At 71.4% G+C, this 7,606-nt stretch carries 7 protein-coding genes; 2 read left to right on the top strand and 5 right to left on the bottom strand.

The window, feature by feature from the left end; translation table 11 throughout:
• Positions 1–75: 75 nt before the first annotated feature.
• Together LCE31_RS33370 and LCE31_RS33365 are read right to left on the bottom strand one after the other, a co-directional pair.
• On the bottom strand, positions 76–1,203 hold the full coding sequence (locus LCE31_RS33370; protein WP_225021157.1) for an alpha/beta hydrolase: 1,128 nt from the start codon (positions 1,201–1,203) through the stop codon (positions 76–78).
• A 203-nt stretch (positions 1,204–1,406) separates the two neighbouring features.
• Positions 1,407–2,444, bottom strand: a complete 1,038-nt coding sequence (locus LCE31_RS33365) for a Gfo/Idh/MocA family protein (protein ID WP_225021156.1) — start codon at positions 2,442–2,444, stop codon at positions 1,407–1,409.
• Positions 2,445–2,474: 30 nt separating this feature from the next.
• Between LCE31_RS33365 and LCE31_RS33360 the strand changes: the two genes are divergently transcribed.
• Positions 2,475–3,890, top strand: coding sequence for a multidrug effflux MFS transporter (locus LCE31_RS33360; protein WP_225021153.1), 1,416 nt, complete (start codon positions 2,475–2,477; stop codon positions 3,888–3,890).
• A gap of 120 nt (positions 3,891–4,010) precedes the next feature.
• On the opposite strand, the gene LCE31_RS33355 is transcribed toward LCE31_RS33360, so the two are convergent.
• On the bottom strand, positions 4,011–5,570 hold the full coding sequence (locus tag LCE31_RS33355) for a sulfatase family protein (RefSeq protein WP_225021151.1): 1,560 nt from the start codon (positions 5,568–5,570) through the stop codon (positions 4,011–4,013).
• A gap of 283 nt (positions 5,571–5,853) precedes the next feature.
• Here LCE31_RS33355 and LCE31_RS33350 point away from each other — a divergent pair, with 283 nt between their 5' ends.
• Positions 5,854–6,669, top strand: coding sequence for a site-2 protease family protein (locus tag LCE31_RS33350; protein ID WP_225021150.1), 816 nt, complete (start codon positions 5,854–5,856; stop codon positions 6,667–6,669).
• Between the two features lie 6 nt (positions 6,670–6,675).
• Here LCE31_RS33350 and LCE31_RS33345 read toward each other — a convergent pair whose 3' ends face one another.
• Entirely contained in the window at positions 6,676–7,296 is a 621-nt protein-coding gene (locus LCE31_RS33345; protein WP_225021148.1) for a hypothetical protein, read from the bottom strand.
• An 80-nt stretch (positions 7,297–7,376) separates the two neighbouring features.
• Positions 7,377–7,562: a hypothetical protein gene (locus LCE31_RS33340; RefSeq protein WP_263632614.1), complete on the bottom strand. Its 186-nt coding sequence runs from the start codon at positions 7,560–7,562 to the stop codon at positions 7,377–7,379.
• Positions 7,563–7,606 lie beyond the last annotated feature (44 nt).

The raw sequence follows: 7,606 nt of genomic DNA, 5'->3' as shown, positions 1-7,606 counted from the left end.
GACGGGGTCGAGGACGGGGGCGCCGGAGTACGCGGGGACTCGGTCATGGGCCGAGGTTAGGACACGGCCCGCCGGTCACCGCAGCGGGATGCCGGGCGTCGGCAGCGGGCCCTCGGCGGCGCAGCGTGCGGCGTGGCCGCGGGCCGGGAGGGTGGCGTGCTCCCAGGCGAGGATGTCCGTGTACGACTGGGGCGCGGTGACGTGCAGGGTGATGTCGTGCCCGGAGCGCACCAGCATCGCGCCGAAGCAGGCGCCGCTGAAGTTGGCGGCCTCGTGCTGGTAGAACTCCGTGGTCGAGGTGCAGCCGAGAGCCGTACCCGCGGTGCCGTCCACATCGGGCGTGCAGTAGTGGTTGTCCTTGTCGCCGTCGACCAGGAGGACGGGGACGGTGATCTTCTTCATCAGGGCGCCCAGGTCGGCGGGACGCGTCGTCAACTCGGTCTGGCTGACGACGTCTTCGGTGGCGGCGTCGGCGGCCACCACGCGCGGGTCGGCGAGCGGCGGGTAGTAGAGGATGGCCGCGCGCTGTCCCGGCGAGCTGGTCACGTAGCCGTCGTCGAGGGAAGCGAACCGGGACAGGTGGTTCGCGGAGTAGAACACCGTGGACTGCAGGCCCGCGACGATGGAGCTGGTCGCGTGTCCCGAGCCGGTCAGGACCGCGGCGTCCACGTCCCCGTGCTCCGCGATCTCCTCGATGAGTTCGGCGGAGCCGAAGCTGTGGCCGACCGCCATGACGGAGGCGTAGTGGCGGCCGAGCGCTCCCGCGTGGACCTGGCTGATGACCTGGTGGATGCTGTCCGCGATCGCCGGGAACGTGAGGGCGGTGGACGCCGGACGGGAACTCGCCCCGTCACCGAGTTCGTCGATGGCGAGGGTGGCGTAACCGAGCCGGTTGGCGCGGTCGACGTAGGAGTAGGTGCTCCCCTCGTACGGGAAGTCCCAGTACGTGTGGTTGTACGTCGCGCCGTGCACCAGGACCTGGACGGTGTCGACCGCGCGGGAGCGTGGCGCGCAGTACTGCCCGGATATCTTCTGGGCGGAGCCGTCCGTCAGTTCCACCGGGAACGTGACGTCACGGCACACCGCGCCGGCGCCGGGCGGGAGGGGCCCCGGCTCGGCCGAGGCGGGCACGACGGCGGAGGCGACCGCCGCGATCGCGGCCGAGAAGAGACAGGCGAGGCGGAGTTTGACTGAGGTGACCATGCGGCATCTCTGTCCTCCGAACCATCCTTTTATTCGAAAGGAATGACCAAAACTCCTTTGACCATGCTCCGTCATGCGGTGCGGAGCGGCACGGAGTGACCCGCAGGCCACAGTCGCAGAGGCGGTGACCCGTGGCGGTCGCAGTGGCAGCGCGACGCAGCGGCGACGTCCGCGACCGCGTCACCGCTGCGCCGCCCCGCGGGTCAGCGCGCCTCGTCCTGCGGGTAGCGCACGCCCACCCGCTCCCGTACCGCGTCCAGAGTCCGCAGCACCGCGAGCGTGCCCGACAGCGGGACCAGGGACGACTCCGTGCGGCCCGCCGCCAGGCAGGCCGCCACCTCGGCCGCCTCGTGCTGCATGCCGTGCAGCGGTGAGTGGACCCGTACGGTCTCGGGGGCGTCCGCGCCGCGCCGGTGCAGGACGAACGAGTCGGGGGAGAAGAAACCCTCGGGCACCTCGATCCTGCCGCGCGTACCGGTCACCGTGGCGCGGGTGCCGGAGCTGCCGTCGAGGCCGCACGTCAGGACCGCGACCGCGCCGTTCTCCCAGCCCAGCAGCACTCCGGTGTTCACATCCACGCCCTCGGGCGACAGCTGCGCGTCCGCCTGAATCCTGGCCGGCTCGCCGAGCAGCAGCTGCGCGAAGGACACCGGGTACACGCCGAGATCGAGGAGCGCCCCGCCGCCCAGCTCGGGGGCGCGCATGCGGTGGCCGGGGGCGAAGGGCCCCGCGGCGCCGAAGTCCGCCTGAATCGACCGTAGTTCACCGATGGCGCCGTCCCGCACCAGCTCCACGAGCCGTCGTATCACCGGGTTGCAGTACGTCCACATCGCCTCCATCAGGAACAGGCCGCGCTCCCGCGCGAGCGCCACCAGCTCCTCGGCCTCCCGGGAGTTGAGGGTGAACGGCTTCTCGCACAGCACCGGTTTCCCCGCCTCCAGCGCCGCGCCGGCGGCGGCCCGGTGCGCGGAGTGCGGCGTGGCGACGTACACCACATCCACCTCCGGATCGGCGAAGAGGCCAGCCCAGGACCCGTACGCGCGGGGGACGCCGAACCGGTCGGCGAAGGTCTTCGCCGACGCCTCGCGGCGCGACGCGACCGCCACGACCTCCGAGCCGTCCAGCGCCTGTACGTCCTGCGTGAACCGCGCCGCTATCCCGCCGGTCGCCACTACGCCCCACCGTGCCACGGTCTGCTCCCTTTTTCCCTGTCGTCCGAAGCCGTCGACAGCTGCGAGCATATGGAATGACTCGACGACCTAGGAGATGTCATGCCGGCCGGCGGCCCTTCTGCCCACGCGGAGCCCACGCCCCACCGTCCCCGTTCCACTCCCACCACGACCGCCGGCTCCGGTGCGGGCGCCGCCTCTTCGCCCGGCGGGTCCCTGCCCGCCCGCCGGGCCGGGCTGCTGCTCACCCTCGTACTCGGCGGGCTCACCGCCCTCCCGCCGCTCTCCACCGACATGTACCTCCCGGCGCTCCCCGCCGTGACCGGCGCCCTGCACGCGCCCGCCGCCACCGTGCAGATCACGCTCACCGCCTGCCTCATCGGCATGGCGCTCGGCCAGATCGTCATCGGCCCGATGAGCGACAAGTGGGGCAGGCGCAGGCCGCTGCTCGTCGGCATGACCGTGTACGTCGTCGCCAGCGTCGTGTGCGCGCTCGCCCCCAACGCCGAAGTCCTCATCGGCGTACGGCTCGTCCAGGGCCTCGCGGGCGCGGCCGGCGTCGTCATCTCGCGCGCCGTCGTCCGCGACCTGTTCGACGGCGTCGCGATGGCCCGGTTCTTCTCCAGCCTCATGCTCGTCTCGGGGGTCGCCCCGATCGTCGCGCCCGTCTTCGGCGGCCAGATGCTCCGCTTCACCGACTGGCGGGGCATCTTCGTGGTGATCACCGTCGTGGGGACGCTGCTCACCCTCGTGGCCGCGAAATGGCTGCACGAGACGCTGCCGCCGGAGCGCAGGCACGGCGGCGGCGTGGGCACCGCGCTGCGCACCATGCGCGGGCTGCTCGGGGACCGCGCGTTCAGCGGCTACCTGCTGACCGGCACGCTCGCGTTCACCGCGCTGTTCGCGTACGTGTCCGCCTCGCCGTTCGTCATGCAGGTCATCTACGGCGCGTCACCGCAGACCTACAGCATCCTGTTCGGCGTCAACGCGGTCGGCTCGGTCGGTATCGGCCAGCTCAACGGCCGCGTTCTGGTCGGCAGGTTCAGCATGCACAAGATCATGGGCTGCGGTCTGGTCCTGATCACCACCGCCGCCACCGCCCTGCTGCTCATGACCACGGGCGTGCTCGGCCCCGTCGGGATATTCGCCGTCGCGGCCGGACTGTTCGCGCTGATGATGGGCATGGGCCTGGTGAACGCGAACGCCAACACCCTGGGCCTGATGCGCGCCTCGCACGCGGCGGGCTCCGCCTCCGCGCTGCTCGGCACGTCGTCGTTCCTCATCGGCTCGCTCGCCTCCCCGCTCGTCGGTATCGCGGGAGAGCACACGGCCGTCCCGATGGCCCTCGTACAGCTCTTCTGCGCCGTCGGCGCGACCCTGGCCTTCCTCACGCTCGTACGCCCCTGGCAGCGCGCGGCCCCCGTCCCGGCCGCGCGGCCCGGCGGCGGCAGGATCGCCCGCCGGGGCCGCGGCCCCGGACGGACCACGGCACCGAAGGCCCGGCAGCGCACCAGATGATCCGGGGGAGCGCGGCCCGGTCCCGCCCGCCGGCACCGGACGTCGCTGAACCCGTGCGGCCGGAGGCCCGGGCCGGACTCCGCCGCCTCGGGCGGGATGCCGGAGGCGGCCGAGTCCGGCTCAGGGTGCCGGCACGGACGCCTTGGCGCAGGACGCGGCCCCGGAGCAGTGCTGCATGGCACTGAGCAGGGCGTGCAGGGAGTCGCGCCGCGCGGCGGAGACAGTCCCCGCGCGGTTGTGCAGCTCGTTCGGGTCGGTGGCCACGTCGTAGTACTCGCGCTCACCGTCCGCGTACTCCACCCACAGGGAGTCCGCGGTACGGACCGCCTCGTACGTCGGGGGGTTGCCGCTGTCGTCGGGGGCCGCGTCCGGGTCGTTCTTCTTCGACGCCGGGTGGTGGTGTTCGACCAGGACCGCCTGCCGCCAGTCGGACACCTGCTGCCCGTGCAGGAGCGGCGCCAGGCTCCGGCCGTCGGCGTCCGAGGGCGCGCCGGCGCCCGCGAGGTCCTGGAAGGTCGGGCTGAGGTCGATGTTCTCCGCCAGCTGCGAGACCGTACGGCCCGCCGGCACGTCCGGCCCGGCCACCACGAGCGGCACCCGGATGTCCGTGTCGTACGCCGTCTGCTTGCCGGGCCGCAGCCGGTGCTCGCCCATGTGGAAGCCGTTGTCGGAGCTGAACACGAAGTAGGTGTTGTCGGCGAGGCCCTTGGCCGCCAGATGCGACCGGACACTCGCGATCATGTCGTCGACGGCCTGCACGGAGCGTGCCCGCTTGGCGAACTTCTTGTCGATCGACGCCTGGTCCTCCGTGGACAGGGGAGCCAGGCCGCTCTGCCACTTCGGCGCCGGTGAGGAGAGCGTGTCGTAGGCGGGGGTGCGGGGCGCCTTCAGATCCGGGAAGGTGCCCGCGTCGCGCGGTGCGGGGGTCGACGGGGCGTGCGGGGCGAACGTGGCGAGTTCGAGCATGAACGGCTTGTGGTCGGAGGCGGCGCTGTCGATGAAGGAGCCGGCCTTCTTGGAGACCACGTCCGTGAGGTAGTCCTCGGGGTCGTGCCCGTAGTGGACGACCTTGCCGTTCTCGTTGAGGTTGTAGTTGAACTCCGGGTAGCCGTTGCCCGCGGCATCCCACTCGTCCCAGCCGGGCGGCACGTACGGCTTGCCGGTGCCGTTGTCGTCGCCCGGCTGGTAGCCGTTGAGGTACTTGCCCATGAAGCCGGTGCGATACCCGGCCTTCCGCAAGGCCGGCGCGTAGCACTTCTTCTCGTCGCCGTTCTTGTTGAACGCCTGGTAGCCGCCGTCGTCGCCGTTGTTCGTGAACACACCCGTGTTGTGCGGGTAGTCACCGGTCAGGATGGACGAACGCGACGGGCAGCACAGCGAGTCCGTCACGAAATAGTCGGAGAAGCTCGTCCCGTCCTTCTCCAGCTGCTGGACGTGGGGCATGTACGGGACGAGGTTCGAGGAGAGATCGTCCGTGAGGACGAACACGATGTTGGGCCGCCCGGCGGAGGCCGGCGCCGTATCCGGGGCCGACGCGGTGGCGGAGGCGCCGGGGGAGGCCGAGCCGGAGGCGGAAGCGCCGCCACCCCCCGAACAACCCGCCAGCGAGGCGGTCAGTAGAAGTGTCGCGAGTCCCGCGCCCAGCACGGAGGCTGTGCGGCGCAGTCGAAGACCGTACATGCAACTGTCCCTCTCGTGGGCCTGCCGTCCCCTTCCGCCGGCATCGGGAGGCACGCGTGGCGGCGGCGCGCCCTCACCGGCGAGGACGACAGCACTGTAGAGGCGCTCCTTGTGGGAACCCTGTGGCCAACGGCCCGAAGTGTCGCGCCGGGCCGGGAAACGGCGCCGTGGGGTGACCCGCGGAACCGGACTCCGGCACCTGGCCCGGTGGTCGTGGACGCCGCTGTCACCGGGACCCAGTACGGTTCATCCAGTACCACCGAGCCCGTCCGGGGGAGCCCCTATGAGCAGTGTCACCGCCAGTAGCAGGACCGAGAGGCGCGTCAGTCCCGTGTTCCTGGGGATCGCCGCCGTCATGGCGGTGTCCGGCTGGGGGGTCTGGACGGGGTTCGCCGACAACGCGGCCTTCGCGGTGTTCCTCTTCGTCGTGTCCGCCTGGGTCGTCTCGCTGTGCCTGCACGAGTACGCGCACGCGCGCACCGCCCTGCACAGCGGCGACATCACCATCGGGGCCAAGGGCTACCTCACGCTCAACCCGCTCAAGTACACGCATGCCCTGCTGAGCATCGTGCTGCCGGTGATCTTCGTGATCCTCGGCGGCATCGGCCTGCCGGGCGGCGCGGTCTACATCGAGCGCGACCGGGTGCGGGGGCGCTGGAAGCACAGCGCGATCTCGGCCGCGGGGCCGCTGACCAACGCGCTGTTCGCCCTCGTGTGCACGGCGCCGTTCTGGCTGGGCGGCCTGGACGGCGTACCCCTGCGGTTCCAGCAGGCGCTGGGCTTCCTCGCGTTCCTCCAGATCTCCGCGACGCTGCTGAACTTCGTTCCGGTGCCCGGCCTCGACGGGTACGGCGTGGTCGAGCCCTGGCTCTCGCACAAGATCCGCAGGCAGATCGCGCCGTTCGCGCCGTTCGGCCTGATCGCGGTGTTCGTCGTCCTCTACCAGGGCACGGTCAACAACGCGTTCTTCGACCTGATCGACGCGATCCTCGGCCACCTCGGAGTGGACCAGAACTCCGTCTACTGCGGGCAGAACATGTTCCAGTTCTGGACCACCCAGACCCCGCAGTGCGCCGACCCGAGCTTCTTCCGGTTCTGAGCCGCGTCAGCAGGCGCCGGCCGTCGCCGTCGCGCTCAGGTCGTACGTGTCGATGCTGGAGCTGGTCGAGCCGCCCGGGTCGCCGAGGTCCGGTACGGGGACGAGGACGCCTGGACCCGCCGACGAGGTGACGGTCAGACAGGCGGCGTGCCTGCCGTGATCGCTGATGACATAGCTGGTGTCGCCGCCGCCGTCCTCGTCGTCACTCTCGCCGTAGCCGCTGTCGTCGTCCGCGTCGTCCTGCCCGGTGGGCTCGGTGCTCAGCAGCCCAGGGCCGTCGGCGTCCGCCATCGCCCTGCCCACGGCGTCGTTCACCGCGCTGTCCGGGCTCGACACGGCCTCGCTGCCGTTGAGCGTGTCGGCCGCGTCCCGCGCGACGCCGAGAACCTCGCCGTCCGTCCAGGTCTCCTGGTCGTGTGCGCTCGTCATGGCGATGAGCCCGCCGACGGCGGCGAGCGAACACAGGACGAGGACGGCACGGCGCCACTGGAGCGTCCCCTCGGAGGCCCGGACGCCCGCCGCGACCGACGGGTCGTAGGACCGGGCCCGCGTCAACTGCCGTTGCGTCAGGACGAGAAGGCCGATACAGACGACCGTGAGCAGCGCGAAAAAGACGATGTAGGACACCGGCGGTTCCCCCCTGGTTCCGCGAATTTGTCGTGACCACCGCAACGCTATTGGTGGGCGGGGAGGCGCCGCCGGGCGGGTCAGTGCTCCTGTGACGGAGCCGTCGCCATGCGTGCACGCCGCAGGTAGTACCAGGCCATGTTGGAGGACAGGCCCGCGAGCAGCACCCAGACGACCCCGATCCAGCTGCCCCGGGCGAAGGAGAGCACGGCCGCCGCGACGGCGAGCACGCAGACGGCGAGGGCGTAGAGGGCGAGGCGGGGCATGGAGGTGCGCTCCTGTCGGGACGAGGCGATCGTGTCCCTCACAG

This window comes from Streptomyces sp. 8L, assembly GCF_020176795.1.
In the GTDB taxonomy this organism is placed as follows: Bacteria; Actinomycetota; Actinomycetes; order Streptomycetales; family Streptomycetaceae; genus Streptomyces.
The sequence above is the reverse complement of the archived record's forward strand: the minus strand, read 5'-3'. Positions and strand labels throughout refer to the sequence as shown.

Bases quoted from the DNA above. Each gene is read 5' to 3' on its own strand.
- LCE31_RS33360 (WP_225021153.1), top strand. From the start codon at position 2,475: ATGCCGGCCGGCGGCCCTTCTGCCCACGCGGAGCCCACGCCCCACCGT.
- LCE31_RS33350 (WP_225021150.1), top strand. From the start codon at position 5,854: ATGAGCAGTGTCACCGCCAGTAGCAGGACCGAGAGGCGCGTCAGTCCC.
- LCE31_RS33370 (WP_225021157.1), bottom strand. From the start codon at position 1,203: ATGGTCACCTCAGTCAAACTCCGCCTCGCCTGTCTCTTCTCGGCCGCG.
- LCE31_RS33355 (WP_225021151.1), bottom strand. From the start codon at position 5,570: ATGTACGGTCTTCGACTGCGCCGCACAGCCTCCGTGCTGGGCGCGGGA.
- LCE31_RS33340 (WP_263632614.1), bottom strand. From the start codon at position 7,562: ATGCCCCGCCTCGCCCTCTACGCCCTCGCCGTCTGCGTGCTCGCCGTC.
- LCE31_RS33365 (WP_225021156.1), bottom strand. From the start codon at position 2,444: ATGCTCGCAGCTGTCGACGGCTTCGGACGACAGGGAAAAAGGGAGCAG.